We start from the raw sequence: 17,377 nt of genomic DNA on the forward strand, positions 1-17,377 counted from the left end.
GACATCATTTTCAGACGTGTTGACCACCAGCAAAAACTGGCCCGCAATCTGCCCACTGCCTGACCGACTAATCGGTCATAGCCGCATTCATTCTCAATCGATAAACAACTTCCTCAATATTATTCATTTTTCATCATCAACTACAGCGCGTATCGTCTCTCCATCACTGACAGAATGAGGAATACGGCACCATGACTGAACATGCCCTATCACGTAACCCCACAACTGGTGAAATTCTGGCACGCTATCCTTTGCAGAATAGTGCAGAGCTGGAACAGACACTGACTGAAAGCGCATCTGCTTTTGCTGCATGGAAACAGAGCACCATGACGGACCGCGTTCGCGTATTGCGTCAGCTTGGCGAACAGATCCGTCTGCGTGAGCAGGATCTTTCCCGCATGATCACCCTGGAGATGGGTAAACCCATTGCACAGGCACGCGCTGAAGTTCTGAAATGCGCTAACTTATGCGACTGGTATGCGGAACATGGCCCTGCAATGCTGGCCGATCAGCCCACTCAGATTGCCGATGCGTGGCAGCGATTCCGTCCCATCGGGGTGATCCTGGCTGTAATGCCATGGAATTTCCCCTTGTGGCAGGTTCTGCGGGGCGCAGTGAGTATGTTGCTGGCGGGCAACACCTATCTGCTCAAACACGCGCCTAACGTCATGGGAAGCGCCACACTGATGGCTGAGCTGTTCAGGGCAACCGATCTGCCTGCTGGCGGCTTTAACCTGATCAACGTTGACAACGATGGTGTCTCCGTAGCCATCAAAGATGACCGTATTGCCGCCGTTGCCGTTACCGGAAGTGTCCGGGCTGGCGCCGCGATCGCCGCACAGGCGGGCGCAGCACTTAAGAAAACCGTGCTGGAGCTGGGTGGATCCGATCCCTTTATCGTGCTGGCGGATGCCGATCTTGATGAAGCGGTTAAATCAGCCGTTATTGGACGTTTCCAGAATACCGGGCAGGTTTGTATGGCTGCCAAACGCTTTATTGTGGAAGCTCCGATCGCTGAAGAATTTGAAAAACGCTTCACTGCCGCGGTCCAGGCACTCACCATGGGCGATCCGCTGGATGAAAATACCTTCCTGGGCCCGATGGCACGCGCCGATCTGCGTGACGAACTGGATGGACAGGTAAAGGCCACGCTGCGTGAAGGTGCACGTCTGGTACTGGGCGGCGAGAAAGTGGCAGGGCAGGGTAACTACTACGCGCCGACCATTCTCGCTGATGTCACCAGCGACATGACCGCGTTCAGGCAGGAGCTGTTTGGCCCGGTAGCCGCTATTGCGGTCGCAAGGGATCCACAACATGCGCTGGAGATCGCCAACGACAGCGAATTTGGCCTCAGCGCCACCGTCTGGAGCGGTAATGAAGAGATTGCCGATCGTCTGGCGCTCCAGCTGGAAGTCGGTGCTGTGTTTATTAATGGCAACGGCGCGTCCGATCCGCGCGTTACCATCGGTGGTGTGAAGAAAAGCGGCTACGGCCGTGAGCTGTCGCACTTTGGTGTGCACGAATTCTGTAACGTGCAGACCGTCTGGAAGAATCGTCGCTAGTGTTTACTGTGCCGACGGAAGATAAGCGGGCGCTGTTTTAGCGACCGCACTGAGCGGACGCAGCAACCGATGCGGTGCAAACGCACTCAGCATTGGTGACGCTGTGCCGCTCAGCATCTCCTCAGCCACCAGCCTGCCCAGCAATGGGGCAAGTGTCATGCCACTATGGCTGACCATCAGATAAACGCGTGCTGACTCGCTGATGTAGCCTAATGCCGGCAAGCCATCTGACGGACGCGACCGCTGTCCTGTTTCAATCCGCTCAATTCTCGCGGCTTCGGTGTTTTTAAACAGCCGCCGCAATCGACGCAGCATCTCTTTGCCAATCAGTCCATCCGGCGAGACCGGCCGCGCCGGATCGGCGTGCTGATCCAGATCCAGCGCCTGCAGCATCAGACGGCCACCGCCATCCGGCCGCACATTCAGTTCCGGGGTAATCAGATTGCATTTAAGTGGGATCGGCAGAGGCTGGGTCTGCGCCAGAAAACTGCAGGCAACAGGATCGGCTCGATTCGCATCGGTCATCGCCAGTTCAAGCCCGCACTGACTTATCAGTTCCGGTGCCCAGCGGCCGGTCGCCAGCACCAGCTGATCGCCGCGCCATTCATCCCCACTGGCCAGCGTAAGATGGACATCCTGCGCCGATTCAGTCAGCGTCGTCACTTCATTGTTGCAGACCAACTGCCCGCCACTGGTACGCAGCTCTGCCAGCAGAGAGGCGATAAACAGGCTCGGATAAAGCAGACACTCCGACGGGAAAGACCAGGCGTGCTGAACGCGGGGATCAAGTCGCAACTCGGGCATTGCACCCAGAAGTGCGGCGCGGCTACGTTTCTCTACGGGGTAATCGAGCGTCGTAAGCTTTGCTGCGCGCTGCGCCAGCTGGCGCAGGGATGAATCATCGGCTGCCCACTCCAGCGTGCCAGTTTCCAGCAGCCATCGGGGTGATGCAGGATGGCTGGCCTGCCAGCGCTTGTGCTCGTCTATCGCATGGGCATTAAGATCATGATAGCTGGTGGGTTCTTTGCCGTTGGCATTGACCCAGGCATAGCTGATCTGACTGGTTCCGCTGCCAGGATAGTTTTTATCGAAGACGGTGACCTGTGCGCCCCGTCGCGACAATGACTGCGCGACGGCTAAACCCAGCACGCCTGCACCGATTACGGCAATACGTTGTGGCATATCTGGTCTCTCCTGAACAGGGATTAGTGGAAAACTGCTACCCGCCGGTTCGTTTACTATTGCGAAGTCAAAGAAGTACGTCAACCGCAGCGTCAGGCGGTGGTTTCATCGAACCATGCGGGCACCGGATCGGCCAGGGTGATCCACTGTTCAGGCCCCGCAGCCATCTCCTGTGGTGTCAGCAGCGCATGATCCAGCGCGGCACGGACGCTCTTCTCGTCCATCTCAATGCCGATAAAGACCAGCTCCTGGCGCGCATCGCCGGTACCTTCCTGCCACTGTTCAGCGATAAAGTTGAGCGAATCTGCATCCTGTGGCCATTCAGTCCGCGGCACGCTGACCCACCAGCGCCCGGCATAACCCTGACGTGCCACCGCGCCCGCCTGCGACCACATTGCGGCATATTCCGGCCGACTGGCCAGCCAGAAGTAGCCTTTAGAGCGGATAACGCCGTCAAGCTGGTGGTTTACTGCATGCCAGAAACGCTGCGGATGGAACGGACGACGGGCGCGATAGACAAAGTTACGAATGCCATACTCCTCCGATTCCGGCTGATGCTCACCGCGCAGGGTCTGCAGCCAGCCGGGTGCCTGCGCTGCCCGGTCAAAATCAAACCGGCCGGTATTCAGCAGGCAGTCCAGCGGAACCTGCCCAAACTCACTGTTTACAATAAGCGCGTGCGGATTAAGCGCCTGCAGCATGCCCTTCAACTGGTGCAGCTGCGCCGGGCTGAGCAGGTCCGTTTTGTTCAGCACCAGCAAATCACAAAACTCAATCTGATCTACCAGCAGATCAACCACTGAGCGCTCATCCTGCGCGCCCAGCGATTCGCCACGTGACTGCAGATCATCGGCTGAACGATAATCGCGCAGGAAGTTAAAGCCATCGACCACGGTGATCATACTGTCCAGCCGGGCATAGGCTGACAGACTTTCACCCGCTTCATCTTCAAACGTAAAGGTTTCGGCAACCGGCAGCGGTTCAGAAATGCCGGTAGACTCAATCACCAGGTGATCAAAACGCCCGGCCTGAGCCAGACGTTTTACCTCCAGCAGCAGATCTTCACGCAACGTGCAGCAGATGCAGCCGTTACTCATTTCGACCAGCTTTTCATCGGTGCGGGAGAGCTGCGCGCCGCCATCGCGCACCAGCGCTGCGTCAATATTAATTTCAGACATATCATTGACGATCACCGCGATCCGTCGTCCTTCGCGGTTGTTCAGAATATGATTAAGCAGGGTAGTTTTACCGGCACCGAGAAAGCCGGAGAGAACGGCAACCGGCAGACGGGGATCGTCGGATGTCAGAGCAGAGAGTGTCATGGTATTACCTGTAAGAATGTGATTATAGATACGTTATAACATAACATTAGTGAGTTTGTTTTCAACCCGGATTTGTGTTTTTGTTTCGGGTATCAATGAGCGTTTAAAAGGGAGTGGAAATGCAACAACTCACGCTTGTCCCGCGTCTGATCCCAGCCGTCAGGTCCGGAGAGAAAACCTCGACGATTCGCTGGCAGGAGGGCGATATCACCATGGGTCCGCTGAGACTGGTGAATCAGCACGATGAAACGGACGCGGTAATCGTGTGGGTGACGCAGGTCGACACGCTGCGCTTAAGCGAAGTCGCCGCGACGCTGGGGAAACAGGAGGAATGGCCTGATGAGGTGCTGCTGGAAGGGAAGCGCGAGCACTATCCGGAGATCAGGCTGAGCAGTGAGGTGCAGCTAATCACTCACCTCACGCCCGCAGAAACCCTGCAGAAGCTCACTAAACAGTGATCAGCTATGCTCAATCACCAGCAGCGCCATCGTATCGGCTTCCAGCGCCCGAAAGATATGCAGCTCATCGCCCGGATAGGTAATGTAATCCCCCACATCCAGCTCCACCGCACTGTCGACCGGGCCCACCAGCGCACGCCCTTTAGCGATAATAATATGCTCAATGGTATTGGGGATATGGGGCTGGGAAATGCGTTCGCTGCCGGGCTGAACTTCCAGCAGATAGATATCACGCCGAACGCCGGGCGGGCAGGAGGCCAGCAAAACGGCCTGATAATCGGCAAGATCGGCGGTAACCGTCAGGCCCTCTCCACGCCGAATCACCTGCAGACGACGCGCATCCGGCTCCAGCAGACGTGAAAATGGAATGTTCAGCGTTACGCAAAGCGACCACAGGGTTTCAATGCCCGGATTGCCATTACCCGCTTCCAGCTGTGACAGCGTAGATTTGGCGATCCCTGCGCGGCGCGCCACTTCAGCCAGTGAAAGACCGGCTCGCTGACGTTCACGTACTAAGGCATTGGCAATAATGCTGATAGGGGTATTCAAACGCACTCCTGATAACCTGAATGTTTTTTATATCGAACATAACGTTCATCTTGTAAAACGTTTTCGCAGTGTTCATTATATCGGATTATATGTTCATTATGAGACAGAGTGATGCTTTTTCCGCAAATGCAGTTGCTGGACAAAGGGGTGATCAAAGCGATTTTTCTGGTCTGCCTGGCTGATGGAATTGTTGGTTTATCCTATGGCTCGCTGGCGTCGGCCGACGGGTTTCCGCTCTGGGTGCCGCTGGCGCTCTCAACGCTGGTGCTGGCGGGGGCGTCGGAGTTCCTGTTTATCGGCATTGTGGCCGGTGGCGGCAGTCCATTTACCGCCGCCGCAGCGGGCCTGCTGGTAAACGCACGTCATTTGCCGTTTGGCATCGCGGTCAAGGATCTGGTGGGGCAGGGTCCGTCAGGCTGGCTGGGCTGTCACATCATGAACGATGAAAGTGTGGTGTTTGGGATCTCTCAGCCGCAACTGGCGCAGCGCCGCAGTGCTTACTGGCTGTGCGGTATCGGTATCGGCTTAATATGGCCGGTCAGCGTCATGATCGGGGCAGCAATCGGGCAGTTTATTCCTGATGTCTCGGTGATCGGACTGGATGCGGTGTTTCCGGCGATCCTGATTGCTCTGATCTTCCCGGCGCTGCGCCAGCGACGCACCCGGATCCCCGCGACCGTCGGCGCACTGCTCTCCTTGCTGGCGACGCCACTGGTTCCGGCGGGCATGCCGGTGCTGTTTTCACTGCTGGGCCTGCTGACATGGAGATCGCGCAAATGACACATCAGGGAATGATTATCGCCGGGATTGCCCTGCTGGCTGCCGGAACCTATCTGATGCGGTTTGCAGGCGTCAGGCTGGGAAACCGTCTGCCAATCAGCGAGCGCACCCAGCAGATGCTCTCCGACGCCGCCACGATATTGTTGCTGGCGGTAGCGGCCACCACCACGCTGTTTGAAGGCCAGCATTTTGCCGGTGTGGCACGGGTGGCGGGCGTGGGCTTTGCCCTGTTGCTGGCGTGGCGTCGTGCGCCGCTGATTATGATTATTCTGGGGGCGGCGGCGATGACGGCGCTGTTGCGTTTTCTCGGCATGCCCTGAGGATGTTATTAACCCCGGCAAAAGCGGGGATGTTATCGCGGTGAAAATTTGTCAGGATGGCACTCTCTCAGGCGTGATTAGCCCGATAACCTTGCAGGGATTGCTGAATGAACACTATCCGTACCTGTTTCCTCCTGATGCTGCTGACCGTGATGACAGCCGGTTTAACCGCCGTTCCGGCTATTGCCCGACCCGATATGCGTCCGCTGGGCAAGAACATCGCCGACACAGGTTCCGCCTGGTATCGCTTCCAGAGTAAAAAGTTTGTTTCACAGGATGGGGAACGGCACTATCGGGTGTGGCTTGCTATCCCCAAAAGCGATGCGCCGCCAGGCGGCTATCCGGTGCTCTGGCTACTGGATGGCAATGCGGCGATGGCACATTTGACAGAACCTCTGCTTAAAAAGCTGAGCAGCGGCACGCCGCCAGTGCTGGTCGCGGTGGGTTACGACACCCATTTGCCCTTTGATGTGGTGGCGCGTAATTACGACTACACCCCACCCAATGATGCGCCTGATACTCTGGTCACTCAGCCTCATGGCCGCAAAGGCGGAGGCAGCCATCAGTTTCGTCAGCTGCTGCTGAACACAATTGTCCCATGGGCAGAACGCATTGCGCCCAGTAATCCGCAGCGGCGTGCGCTCTGGGGTCACTCCTACGGCGGACTGTTCGTGCTGGACACCTTCTTTCATGCCGCCTGGTTCAGCCATTATTTTGCGGCCGCTCCCTCGCTGAGCTGGAATCATCAGCGCATTCTTACCCTGGCCCGACGCGCCGACGCCGGACCGCTAAAACATTTGTCGCTCTATCTGATGGAGGGCGATGGCATCACCGAACGCCGAACCGGCCACTCTGACGATCTTCAGCAGGAAGAGCGCGCGCTTACCGACATCCTGCGCCCGAGCGGTGCCAGACTGATTCTGACGCGTTATGCCGGTCAGAGTCACGGCCAGATATTACCCTCATCGCTGGTGGATACGCTGGAAATAGTTTCCGGTAGCCGGGATTGATATCTGACCGGGCATCGCGGCATGATGGCGTTTCATCACCTGCCCGGAGTTCACGCATGAAGCGTCCGCTACAGATTGGTCTTTTGCTGTTCCCTGATGTCACTCAGCTCGACTTAACCGGCCCGTGGGAGGTATTTGCGCGCACGCCTGGTGTCGAATGCCATCTCATCTGGAAAGATCGCCAGCCGGTGCGTTCCGATCGCGGCCTGTCGATATTGCCGACTACTACGTTTGCAGATTGCCCGCCACTGGATGTGATCTGTGTGCCTGGCGGGCCGGGACAGATCGCCCTGATGTCGGATGACGTCACGCTGAATTTCCTTCGCCAGCAGGCCGAACAGGCGAAGTGGGTTACGTCGGTCTGTACCGGTTCGCTGGTGCTGGGGGCCGCCGGATTGCTAAAGGGATATCGTGCGACCTCGCACTGGAGCTCCATCGATCAACTGGCACTGCTTGGCGCGGAGCCGGTCAGTGAGCGGGTGGTGCGCGACCGCAATCGTATCAGCGGCGCAGGCGTGACTTCTGGCATCGATTTTGCCCTGACGCTGGTGGCAGAAATTGCGGGTGACGCGGTGGCGAAATCGGTTCAGCTGCAGATGGAATATGATCCCGAACCGCCGTTTACCAGCGGTTCGCCGCATACCGCACCGCCACAGGAAGTGGAGCAGGCGCGGGCGAAAATGGCTGAGTTTCTTGCCACTCGCCGTGCGGCAACCGAACGAGCCGCTCTGCGACTACAGGCTGATTAGCTTACTGACACCGGGGATGCGCAACAGCAGCAGTGACAGCGCCATTGAGAAGATTAACGTCAGGGCGATGACCAGCAGTTTATCGCCCAGTGTCTGGATGCGGATTGCCGCCGCCAGCAGGCCAAAAATCAGATAGTGCAGGATATAGACGCCGGTCATGGTCTTCCCCGGGGTCGTCAGAAACGGCGTCAGCCACTGGACTTTTTCCGGCAGGCGAATGGCGTTAATGCTGATCACAATCAGCACCACCAGCAGATAAACCTGCGAGCCCGTCAGCACCACATCGTTATGGGTCGCCAGAAAGCGCGCAAGAAAGTAATGACGCTCATACAGCCAGGTAAAGAGATAAACCGCGGGCAGCAGCAGCAGGCTGATCTTTATCACTCTGGGTGATGTCAGCAACTGCATCACGCGCGGCGCGGCCATCAGCCGACCTGTGAGGTAGTAGAGCACCCAGGTCCAGATTCGGTATTGCGGCAGCAGCGAAAAGGCCCGCTGGCCCGGGTAGAGGCTGGCGAGCAGGTCATAGGCAAAAGCTAACACCAGCAGCAGTAAAATCCCCGATGCCATCAGCCCAGGCCGCTGAATGAGTCGGTCAATCAGCGGATGCGACACATAAATCACAATCAGCGCAATTACAAACCACGGCTGAATCAGATAGCCCTTATGATGCATCCCGGCAAACCAGAAAAAGCTGAACCAGAAGATAAAAATCAGCAGAATGCGGCGAATTTTGCCGAGCTGCCACGCGGGCGTATGCAGCTCACCGGCGTCGATATAACCGCTGAGCAGAAAATAGAGCGGCGTGGCGATCGTCGAAACAAAACTCAGCACGTTCAGCGTCAGATTAATGTCGTAATGGTAGCTGTCGTAGCTCTGGTAAAGCGTGAAAAACGAGACGGCGGTGATACAGGCCAGCGTCTTCAGCATTGCCAGTCCGCTCTTATTCACCGTGCGCCTCCCGACCATGGAAGCAACGATAGATGACCGGCAGCACCAGCAGGGTCAATACTGTCGCGAACCCGAGGCCAAAAATAATGACCACCGCCATGCTCTGGAAAAAGACGTCGCGCAGCAGCGGCAGCAGGCCCAGCACCGTGGTGAAGGCGGTCAGCAGAATAGGACGCAGACGTGAGGTCGCCGCATCAATAATCGCCAGCTGCAGCGATTTCTCCTGCCGGAACAGCCTGATCTCCTCAATCAGCACGATCCCGTTACGGATCAGCATGCCCGACAGGCTCAGCAGCCCAATCAGCGCCATAAAGCCAAACGGAATACCGGTGAACAAAAAGCCACAGGTGACGCCAATCAGCGCCAGCGGCACGGTGATCCAGATAGCGACGGCGTCGCGCAGTGAGTTAAACATCAGCACGGTAATGATGAACATCGCCAGGAATCCCACCGGCAGCGAACTCAGCAGCCCGCTCTGTGCTTCACGTGAACTCTCCAGCTCACCTCCCCATTCAAGCCGGTAGCCCGCCGGGAGTTTAAGCTGGTCGATCTGTGGCTGAACCCGCGCCACCACTTGTGCGGAGGTTAACCCTGAAGCGGGATCGGGATCGGTCTGCACCGTCAGCACGCGCGTACGATCGCGGCGCATAATCAGCGGATTCTCCCACTCCAGCCGGAAGTCGGAAATCACATTGCTCAGTGGCACAAAGTGCTGCAGGGCGGCACTCCACAGCTGAATATTCTCGATGTGATCGACACTCTGCCGCTCTTCATCAGCCGGATAGAGCATCACCGGCATCAGCCGCGAACCGTCACGGAAAATGCCCACCGCGTCACCGCTGAAATTCATTCTCAGCGCCTGATCGATGTCACGTTTATCGATACCCAGTTCCTGACCACGCAGCGCCGAATAGACCGGGCGGATCACTTTGCTGCGCTCCTGCCAGTCATTGCGAACCGGAAACGTTGAGCCATCCGCCAGGAAAATGGCATCCAGCTGGCTGCCGATGTGGCGCAGCACTTCGGGATCGGGGCCGATCACCCGCAGGGCAATGGCGCTGTCACTGGCGCTGCCAAACTGGATACGTTTGATGCGCTGATTCACCTGTGGGAAGTTCTGCTCAATATAGGCCTCGGTTTTCAGCGCCAGCGCATCAAGCTGTCGGCCATCCTTAACCCGCACCATAATCTGGGCGAAGTTGCTGTACTGCCGTGCCGCGTCGTAGGTCAGGGTAAAGCGCAGAGCGCCCTGGCCCACCGTCGTGACCGTGGCTGCGACCTCAGGATCCTGATTAATAAACCGGGCAATGTCCGCCGCCGTATTCGCGGTGTAATGAATATCGGTGCCATAGGGCAGCCAGAGATCGGTGAAAAAGACCGGCGTGCTGGAGGAGGGGAAAAAGTTCTGCTTTACCAGGGTAAAGCCATACAGCGACAGAGCCAGCAGTGCCACCATTACCGTCAGCGTGGTCAGACGGAAACGCAGCAGGCCGCCCAGCGCCTGACGATAGAGCCGGAATACGATGCCCTGATAAGGTGCCGAGGGTTCGGTTTGCTCAGGCTGAGCCGTGCTGCGGCGCTTCTCACTCCAGTTGATAAACACCGGCGTTAAGGTCAGCGCCGTGACCCAGCTCAGCATCAGTGAAATCAGCAGCACCTGGAACAGCGATTTACAGTATTCGCCGGTCGAATCCTGCGACAGGCCAATCGGTGCAAAGGCGAGAATTGCAATCACCGTGGCACCCAGCAGCGGCAGGGCAGTGCGCCGCACCATGCGGGCAATGGCCTGCTGTAAAGGGTGCCCGCGCTGATGATCGATTTTGACCCCTTCGACCACCACAATGGCATTATCCACCAGCATGCTGAGCGAAATAATCAGCGCGCCCAGCGACACCCGCTGCAGCTCAAGTTTAAACAGGTACATGATCAGGAGTGTGCCAAGCACGTTAAGCGCCAGCGAGGCGGCAATCACCATGCCGCTGCGCAGGCCCATAAATAGCAGCAGCGTTCCCACCACAATCGCCAGCGCCATCAGGAAATTGAGGATAAAGCCATCAACCGACTGTTTCACCTCATGGGCCTGGTTATAGAACACCTTCAGGCTGATACCGGCGGGCGTATCCTGCTGATAATGCGCCATTCGGGCGGAAAGCGCGTCGCCAACATCAATCACATTGACGCCAGGCGCGAACGAAATGCCGATAGCCAGAGCCGCTTCACCGTCTGCAAAGTAGATATTGGCGGGATTGTCGGTAACGCCACGCGTCAGTGTGGCGATATCACGCAAATGCACGTTCTGTGGGTTGCCAGCGGGCAGAATCGGCAGATTAGCCAGATCGTCCAGCGTCTGCAGTTCGCCGGTGGGATGAAAACGGATCGATTCGCTGTCGACCCGCAGCGTTCCGGCACTGGCAACGCTGTTATTCCGGCTCAGCAGATCGGCGACGCGCTGCGGCGTCATACCATAGGCGGTCATTTTGCTGGCGGAGAGAGCGATGCGGATCTCCTCCTGCTCGACGCCCGCTACTGCAACTTTGGCGACGCCAGGCACCAGCACCAGATCGCGCCGCAGCTGATCGGCATAGTTGCGCAGTTCGCTGTTGGTAAAGTCTTTACCGTGAATGACGAAGAAGTAGCCGTAAACATCGCCGAAATCATCGTTAACCAGCGGGGCCTGAACGCCAGGCGGGAACTGCCGGGCCGCATCGCCGACACGACGACGTAACTCATCCCAGATTTGCGGCAGCTGATCGGCCAGATAGCGGGTATGAATATTAACGGTAATCTGGGACAGGCCATTGCCAGAAATGGACGTGACATTGTCCAGCGACGGCAGGCGCTGCAGCGCATTCTCCAGCGGCAGCGTTACCTCCTCTTCAACCTGCTGTGCGGACGCGCCGGGATAGTGGGTGACAATTACTGCCGACTTAATGGTAAACAGCGGATCTTCGAGGCGGCCAATGTTGAGCAGCGCATAGATTCCGCCCACGCCCAGCAACAGAATGACCATCCAGATGCGAATGGGTTTATCAAGAAAATGCTCCTGAATACGCATTATAACCCCCGCTCGCGCTGCCAGATGCGCACCGCTTCACCGTCACGCAACTCACCCACACCGGCGGAAACGATACGGTCGCCCGGCTTCAGCCCGCTGATGATTTCAATGCCCTGGGCGGTGAGACGACCCACTTCGACAGGTCGATCTTTGATGCGCAGCGCCTCACCATCCTGCTCAACCAGCCAGACGTGCGGTTGATTGGTGGGGCTGCGATCGGGATTGAACACCGCCGCCGCAGGCACGACCAGACGCGGCTGGGCAGGGGCATTTGGCAGGTTATGCAGCCTGACGCGCACCGATCCGCTGAGGCCGGCAACGCCAGGGAGATCAGCCGGACGCGGCATGGTCAGCACCACCTGATAGGTCAGCGTGGCGGCATCCGTCTGGCTGGTATGCTCTTTATATTGTGCGGTGAAAAAGCGGCCTGGCAGGGCGTTAAACTGCACCTCAGGCTGATAGTTAATATTCTGGATATCGAGGCTGGTGAAGAGGGTTTCGGGCAGCGTAAAGATGACGTCGAGCAGATCGGCACGGGTCAGCAGCGCAATGGGCTGTCCGGCGGCCACGACCTGATGATTACGCGCCTGTACCCTTGCAATCACGCCATCAAACGGCGCGCGAAGGCTAAGAAACTGTAACTCCTCCTGTGCGATTTTCAGCGCAGTCGCGGCGGCATCGCGATTAGCACGCTGCACATCCATTTCAGACTTTGAAACGGCGCTGCGCTGGGCCAGCGTATTGAAGCGCTGAAATTGTCGCTCCGCCAGTTGCAGTGCAGTCTGGCGGTCGCGTACCCGTAGTTTCGCATCTGCATCATTCAGGGTAGCGAGAAGCTGTCCCGCTTTCACGGGCGTTCCGTCACGAATATCAAGCTGGACCAGCTGGCCTGCCCGTTTAAACGCAAGATCGGTATTATCACCCGCCTGAATACGCGCAGGAAATACCCGGATATTTTGAGCGATGTCCGACTCAAGGGTGAAAACTTTAATTACGCGGGGCGGGGGAGCATCCGGTTCTTTTTTTTCATCGCACGCTGTCATAAAAAAACAACAGAGCAAAATGAGGATAACCTTGCGTTTAATCATTTTCTTCGCCTTAACATCAGCTTTTAAACTGCGGTTTAATAAGCATTAAGGCGTAATAAACCCTGATGCTTATCGCGACCGGGATAAACTTATTTTTAATCTTCGTCATATAAGTTTAACGAAGCGGCAGGACCGCTTCGCCTGAATCGGCTTACGCCGCCATATGAGAGACCACCAGCCAGGTCAGTAAGCCCACCAGAGTCGTTGCGGCGACCGCGAGAATAACGAAACCGCAAAGCATGATAATGCTCTGTTTTTTCATCAGAGTTTCCTTTTGCGAGCCAGAGTATAAACCGATGCACACTGCATCAGCATACTTAAACCTTAGCTAAACAAAAACAACGTTGTCATTCTCATAATATAGGTTAGATTTAATTTAGCCATTTTATGTTATTCGTCAGACGTTTCTTACGTAAATATGATATCGGTCATTACCTGCAGGAGGGGCTGCCTGCAAAATGCATGTCTTTTAATTGCGCCTTTATTTCATCGCTAAATGGCACGAGGTTTATATATGCTAAATAATGATAAGCAGGATAAAGCGTTTGCTTTATCTGAGCGCCCCTGGTATCAGCGTAGTGTGGCAGAGATATTCTCCGAACTGCAGAGCTCATCAGCAGGATTATCCACCGCCACTGCGCAGGAACGCCTGCAGAAACACGGTCCCAATGCCCTTCCGCAAAAAGCTGAGAAATCGGCTCTGCTCAAATTCATCGCGCATTTTAAAGATGTGCTGATCTATATTCTGCTGGCCGCGGCGGTGATCACCGCGATCATGGGTCACTGGGTCGATACCTTTGTCATTATCGGCGTGGCCGTCATTAACGCCCTGATCGGCTTTATTCAGGAGAATAATGCCGAGAAGTCACTGAAAAGTATTCAGAACATGCTTGCCAGTGAAGCGATGTTGGTGCGGGATGGCAAACAGGTCACGGTCGCGACGCGCGATATTGTGGTCGGTGATGTGGTGATGTTACGCCCCGGCGATAAAATCCCGGCTGATCTGCGACTGTTTGAGGTCAATAATCTTCGGGTTGAAGAGGCGATTCTCACCGGGGAGTCGACGGTGGTGTCGAAGAACACCGATACGCTGAGCGGTGAAAAATCGCTGGGCGATCGTCTGAACCTGGCTTTTTCAGGCACTACCGTCAGTTCCGGCACCGCCGCAGGCGTGGTGATCGCCAGCGGCGGTGATACTGAGCTGGGCCATATCAACGAAATGATCAGCGGCATAAAAGAGGTTAAAACCCCGCTGCTGGTGCAGATCGACAAACTCGGTAAAGCGATCTTTTTCATCATCCTGCTGATGATGGTCGCCCTGTTTATCTTCGGCTATCTGCTGCGTGACATTCCACTGGGCGAGTTGTCGCTGTCCGTCATCAGCCTGGCGGTTGCTGCGGTGCCGGAAGGTCTTCCTGCCATTATTTCCATCATCCTGTCGCTGGGCGTGCAGTCGATGGCGCGCACCCAGGCGATTATCCGTAAGCTGCCGACTGTTGAAACCCTGGGCGCGATGTCGGTGATCTGCTCCGATAAAACCGGCACGCTCACCATGAATGAGATGACGGTGAAAGCGGTGGTGCTGGCGAAGAGCCGCTGGCGCGTCAGCGGAAACAGCTATGAACCCAAAGGGGAGATTGTTGCTGAGCAGGGCGACGCAAGTGGACTCTCTGCGGCACAGGATCCGCTGTTTCAGCAGTTCCTGCATGCGGTAGACACCTGTAATGAGAGCCAGCTGCGTCAGGAAAGTCAGGGTCACTGGACGATTGTTGGCGGCCCGACTGAAGGTGCGCTGAAGGTGCTGGCGGCGAAGGGTCAGACGACACCTCAGCCGGTGGAGGTGGTGAGTAAGCTGCCGTTCGATTCCCTCTATAAATATATGTCGGTCAGCTGTGTTGCCAACGGCGAATCTTATGTGCTGCTGACCGGTGCGCCAGACGTGCTGCTGACGCTGTGTCAGCAGCAGCAAACGCCGGAGGGTGCAGAGCCGATAGACCGTGCGTACTGGGATGCCGCCATCACCACCTACGCCAGCGAAGGGCTGCGCACCGTTGCCGCCGCCTGGAAGAGAACCTCTGCACCCGTTACCGCGCTGGATCATGCCGATCTGAGAAGTGACATGGTGCTGCTGGGTCTGGCCTGTATGATGGATCCCCCACGTCCCGAGGCGATTGCCGCCATTGACGAGTGCCAGAAAGCGGGCATTCGCGTCAAAATGATCACCGGCGACCATCAGGAAACCGCGATGGCGATTGGTCAGATGCTGGGAATCGGCAACAGCCAGGCTGCTATCACTGGCTACCAGCTTGAACACATGAGTGACGCCGAACTGGCGGACGCGGCAAAAACCTATGATATTTTTGCCCGCACCAGCCCGGAACACAAACTGCGTCTGGTGAAAGCGCTGGAAGCGAGCGGCGAGATCGTCGGCATGACCGGCGACGGCGTCAATGATGCTCCGGCGCTGAAACAGGCCAACGTCGGTATTGCGATGGGTATTAAAGGCACCGAGGTGACAAAAGAGGCGGCCGATATGATTCTGGCCGACGATAACTTTGCCACCATCGCTGCGGCAGTCAAAGAGGGACGTCGGGTTTACGACAACCTCAAGAAAACCATCCTGTTTATTATGCCCACCAACCTGGCGCAGGGTCTGCTGATTATTATCGCGATTCTGATGGGCAATCTGCTGCCGTTAACCCCGGTACAGATTCTGTGGATGAACATGGCAACATCCGCCACGCTGTCGTTTGGTCTGGCGTTCGAGCCTGCTGAAGCGAATGCGATGCGCCGGCCGCCGCGCAATGTCAAAGCGCACGTGATGGACGCTTACGCCATCTGGCGCGTGGTGTTTGTCGGTCTGCTAATTTCAATCAGTGCCTTTGTGCTGGAAGCCTGGCTGCAACCGCGTGGCTACAGTGCCGAGTTTATCCGTACCGTGCTGCTGCAGATGCTGGTGACTGCGCAGTGGGCCTACATGCTTAACTGCCGTAACTCGGATGGCTTCTCACTGGATCGCGGTCTGCTAAAAAATCGCGGTATCTGGCTGGTGACGCTGGTACTGATTGTCCTTCAGGCGATCATTATTTATGTGCCATTAATGAACACGCTGTTTGGTACCCGTCCACTGCCGATCAACTACTGGCTGATTTCGCTGATTGTCAGTATCGCGATCTTCATCATAGTTGAGATTGAAAAACGCCTCACCCGCGCATGGCAGGTGAAGACGCCATCACTGAGTTAATTCTGTCTCCGGGTCCTGCTGCGGATAGCTCGCCAGCAGGACCTTTTTAATCAGATAGGTCAGTGGAATAGCCAGTATCCCGCCCGTAATCCCCAGTAACGCCTGCCAGAACAGAAACGCCAGCAGCTGCGTGGTCAGCGCCAGATTGAGTCGCTTCCCAATCAGCAATGGTTCGATCACCGAACTCAGACAGAGGTTCAGCACCACAAAGAATCCAGCTACCGCCAGCGCGATCTGTAAATCAAACATGATGTAACTCTGGATCACCGGCGGAATCGCGGCCAGAAAGGAGCCAAGCACCGGCACGTAATTAAAGATGAACATCAGCACGCCCCAGAAAAAGGCAAACTTCAGCCCGATCAGATGCGCACCGACGCCCACGATTAACCCGCCCAGAATACTGGTCAGCGTTTTCACTCTGGCATACACAATCACGCTCTGAATTCCCTCCTGCAGCGCCAGATAAAAGGCCTGATGTTTTCCCTTTACCCGCTGTTGCAGTGCAGCTTTCAGCAGCGGCATCTCATAGAGCATAAACAGCAGCATCAGGAACACCATGATCCACCATGAGATGACGCCAGGGATTTGCGTCAGAAATGCAGTGACAATGCGCACTATCGCCCCAGCATCCACAAAGGTCAGCAACTGGTCGGGCGTCATACCGATATCAAGCCGGGCAAAGGCCAGCGTCAGCTGTTCAAGCCGTGCCGCCAGCAGCACGGGCGCCTGGCGGCTGAGTTGCATCAAATCGGGCGTCAGCACGGTTAACTTGAGGATAGTGACCACCATGATCAACAGCATCAGCATAATCACCAGCAGTGACGAGACGATGCGCGGTATGCGTTTGTTTTCCAGACGGGTAATCAGGGGATCAAGCATGATGGCCAGTAACATCGCCAGCAGGACCTGATTGATCAGCGGTGCTGCCAGATAAAGGCCGGTCAGAATAATGGTCAGACAGGCGAGGATAAACAGCACGCGTGCCAGTGGCGGCCAGAGGGTGAACCAGCTCAGTCCCATGATTGGGCTCCTTCAGCAAAGATAAGCTGCAGTATAGATGAGGCTTAAGCTTCAGTGCCTTGCGTCAGGTCAGAGGGAGAAAGGCTT

14 protein-coding genes are annotated in these 17,377 nt (G+C 56.5%); 7 read left to right on the forward strand and 7 right to left on the reverse strand.

Annotation, left to right across the window (positions count from 1 at the left end; translation table 11 throughout):
* The first annotated feature begins 191 nt into the window (after positions 1 to 191).
* Positions 192 to 1,562, forward strand: a complete 1,371-nt coding sequence (locus HFD95_RS08845; protein ID WP_010246818.1) for an aldehyde dehydrogenase family protein — start codon at positions 192 to 194, stop codon at positions 1,560 to 1,562.
* Between the two features lie 3 nt (positions 1,563 to 1,565).
* On the opposite strand, the gene HFD95_RS08850 is transcribed toward HFD95_RS08845, so the two are convergent.
* Together HFD95_RS08850 and zigA are read right to left on the reverse strand one after the other, a co-directional pair.
* Positions 1,566 to 2,744 carry an FAD-binding oxidoreductase gene (locus HFD95_RS08850; protein ID WP_167430130.1) on the reverse strand — a complete coding sequence of 393 codons (1,179 nt, stop codon included), beginning with the start codon at positions 2,742 to 2,744 and terminating at the stop codon, positions 1,566 to 1,568.
* A 92-nt stretch (positions 2,745 to 2,836) separates the two neighbouring features.
* Positions 2,837 to 4,066 carry a zinc metallochaperone GTPase ZigA gene (gene zigA / locus HFD95_RS08855; protein ID WP_010246814.1) on the reverse strand — a complete coding sequence of 410 codons (1,230 nt, stop codon included), beginning with the start codon at positions 4,064 to 4,066 and terminating at the stop codon, positions 2,837 to 2,839.
* 119 nt (positions 4,067 to 4,185) lie between these two features.
* Between zigA and HFD95_RS08860 the strand changes: the two genes are divergently transcribed.
* The gene (locus tag HFD95_RS08860; protein WP_167430131.1) at positions 4,186 to 4,524 is read left to right on the forward strand and encodes an ASCH domain-containing protein; all 339 of its coding nucleotides are present in this window, start codon (positions 4,186 to 4,188) and stop codon (positions 4,522 to 4,524) included.
* Here the strand turns inward: HFD95_RS08860 and HFD95_RS08865 are convergent, their stop codons facing one another.
* Positions 4,525 to 5,073: a helix-turn-helix domain-containing protein gene (locus tag HFD95_RS08865; protein WP_010246810.1), complete on the reverse strand. Its 549-nt coding sequence runs from the start codon at positions 5,071 to 5,073 to the stop codon at positions 4,525 to 4,527.
* Between the two features lie 111 nt (positions 5,074 to 5,184).
* Here HFD95_RS08865 and HFD95_RS08870 point away from each other — a divergent pair, with 111 nt between their 5' ends.
* The 4 genes from HFD95_RS08870 (at position 5,185) to HFD95_RS08885 (ending at position 7,932) form a co-directional block, all read left to right on the forward strand.
* Positions 5,185 to 5,853 carry an AzlC family ABC transporter permease gene (locus HFD95_RS08870; RefSeq protein ID WP_010246808.1) on the forward strand — a complete coding sequence of 223 codons (669 nt, stop codon included), beginning with the start codon at positions 5,185 to 5,187 and terminating at the stop codon, positions 5,851 to 5,853.
* Positions 5,850 to 6,173 carry an AzlD domain-containing protein gene (locus HFD95_RS08875; RefSeq protein WP_167423109.1) on the forward strand — a complete coding sequence of 108 codons (324 nt, stop codon included), beginning with the start codon at positions 5,850 to 5,852 and terminating at the stop codon, positions 6,171 to 6,173. The genes HFD95_RS08870 and HFD95_RS08875 overlap by 4 nt, the downstream gene beginning before the upstream one ends.
* Positions 6,174 to 6,280: 107 nt before the next feature.
* Complete coding sequence (locus HFD95_RS08880; RefSeq protein ID WP_010246804.1) at positions 6,281 to 7,183, forward strand: alpha/beta hydrolase; 903 nt, start codon at positions 6,281 to 6,283, stop codon at positions 7,181 to 7,183.
* 56 nt (positions 7,184 to 7,239) lie between these two features.
* Positions 7,240 to 7,932 (forward strand): DJ-1/PfpI family protein, encoded by a 693-nt coding sequence (locus HFD95_RS08885; RefSeq protein WP_124890722.1) that lies wholly within the window; start codon positions 7,240 to 7,242, stop codon positions 7,930 to 7,932.
* Here HFD95_RS08885 and HFD95_RS08890 read toward each other — a convergent pair.
* The 3 genes from HFD95_RS08890 to HFD95_RS08900 are packed head-to-tail and all read right to left on the reverse strand — an operon-like array spanning position 7,918 to position 13,026.
* The gene (locus tag HFD95_RS08890; protein WP_167430132.1) at positions 7,918 to 8,883 is read right to left on the reverse strand and encodes an acyltransferase family protein; all 966 of its coding nucleotides are present in this window, start codon (positions 8,881 to 8,883) and stop codon (positions 7,918 to 7,920) included. The genes HFD95_RS08885 and HFD95_RS08890 overlap by 15 nt on opposite strands.
* Positions 8,876 to 11,938: an efflux RND transporter permease subunit gene (locus tag HFD95_RS08895; protein ID WP_045139961.1), complete on the reverse strand. Its 3,063-nt coding sequence runs from the start codon at positions 11,936 to 11,938 to the stop codon at positions 8,876 to 8,878. The genes HFD95_RS08890 and HFD95_RS08895 overlap by 8 nt, the downstream gene beginning before the upstream one ends.
* Positions 11,938 to 13,026, reverse strand: coding sequence for an efflux RND transporter periplasmic adaptor subunit (locus HFD95_RS08900; RefSeq protein WP_167430133.1), 1,089 nt, complete (start codon positions 13,024 to 13,026; stop codon positions 11,938 to 11,940). Before HFD95_RS08900 ends, HFD95_RS08895 begins: the two co-directional genes overlap by 1 nt.
* Before the next feature lie 514 nt (positions 13,027 to 13,540).
* Here HFD95_RS08900 and HFD95_RS08905 point away from each other — a divergent pair.
* Positions 13,541 to 16,270: a cation-transporting P-type ATPase gene (locus tag HFD95_RS08905; RefSeq protein WP_167430134.1), complete on the forward strand. Its 2,730-nt coding sequence runs from the start codon at positions 13,541 to 13,543 to the stop codon at positions 16,268 to 16,270.
* On the opposite strand, the gene HFD95_RS08910 is transcribed toward HFD95_RS08905, so the two are convergent.
* Positions 16,259 to 17,290, reverse strand: a complete 1,032-nt coding sequence (locus HFD95_RS08910) for an AI-2E family transporter (protein ID WP_031594315.1) — start codon at positions 17,288 to 17,290, stop codon at positions 16,259 to 16,261. The two genes, HFD95_RS08905 and HFD95_RS08910, sit on opposite strands and share 12 nt — an antisense overlap.
* Positions 17,291 to 17,377: the final 87 nt, after the last annotated feature.

The organism is Pantoea sp. EKM10T (genome assembly GCF_011800685.1).
Taxonomy (GTDB): Bacteria; Pseudomonadota; Gammaproteobacteria; order Enterobacterales; family Enterobacteriaceae; genus Pantoea; species Pantoea agglomerans.